General features: G+C 37.3%; 2 rRNA genes. Both read right to left on the bottom strand.

Annotation, left to right across the window (positions count from 1 at the left end):
- Positions 1 to 870: 870 nt before the first annotated feature.
- A 5S ribosomal RNA gene (gene rrf / locus EES38_RS21610) occupies positions 871 to 986 on the bottom strand.
- 86 nt (positions 987 to 1,072) lie between these two features.
- A 23S ribosomal RNA gene (locus EES38_RS21605) occupies positions 1,073 to 1,169 on the bottom strand; the annotation flags it as partial.

The raw sequence follows: 1,169 nt of genomic DNA, 5'->3' as shown, positions 1-1,169 counted from the left end.
GTAATGTAATGTTGAATTGACTGTGCCAAACATTCATTCTTAAAAAGAAATCCTGTTCGATTTGGTCACTCGTATCATTGATAAAATCTTTTGGATGTTTATCCGACGAGTGCCCACACAGATTGATAGGTTTATATTGTTAAAGAGCGTTACTTATCTGCCATTTAGCATCAAAGCGGAGGTGAATTCTATAGAGATTCTCGGCAGTGTCAAACACTTTTTAACTTTAAATCCGAATCACCTTTTAATGACTTAGAGAGATGTTCAACTCTCCGTATCAGTGAGGCGGCATTATAGGGAGTTAATCTTTTATAGCAAGCTAAATTAATGCATTTTCCTATTAAAAACGATTGTTTGCACAAAATAAAACCACACCTCAAATTGTACCAAGTTATACGCAATTTAATGACATCTTATCAACAGGAGTATGTTGATAACTTTTATTTAGTAAGACTCAGCATAGGCATACTTAGCTGCCTAATAAGCACACAAAACAACTTTAGAATCACGATAAATATTTGTATAGACAAGAGTCTATCAACCCTTGCGGCAATATTATTCTTCAATACATAAGCCATAACTGAGTTAGAGAGCGTTTATATTTTTTACCATGCTTAAAACGATACCTCACCGAACCAAACATAATACAAAGATATAGGCTTTAAAAATGGGTATGAAAAAGCTCATCCCCTTCAGCGTAGATAACGTATTAATTATCTATCACTAGTTATGAGGGAGAAAATGAGTTGATACAACAATGTCTATAAAAAAGATAATGAGCAAAGAGATGTTATATGGTTATGGATAGACGTAAATGTTGGGGTTCAGAAACGAAAAAACCCAGCATTGCTGCTGGGTTTTAAAATAAAAGCCTGGCGATGTCCTACTCTCACATGGGGAGACCCCACACTACCATCGGCGCTAATTCGTTTCACTTCTGAGTTCGGCATGGAATCAGGTGGGTCCAAATCGCTATGGTCGCCAAGCAAATTTGTTAATTCGGAAAGCTGTTTCGTCTCATTTACACAATCAATGTTCTTACATTGAGTCCACAAAACCCTTTGGGTGTTGTATGGTTAAGCCTCACGGGCAATTAGTACAGGTTAGCTCAACGCCTCACAACGCTTACACACCCTGCCTATCAACGTTCTAGTCTCGAACAACCCTTT

Origin of the sequence: Vibrio viridaestus, from assembly GCF_003856525.1 — a bacterium.
GTDB classification, from domain to species: domain Bacteria; phylum Pseudomonadota; class Gammaproteobacteria; order Enterobacterales; family Vibrionaceae; genus Vibrio; species Vibrio viridaestus.
This window is presented reverse-complemented; position numbering and strand designations above follow the sequence as displayed.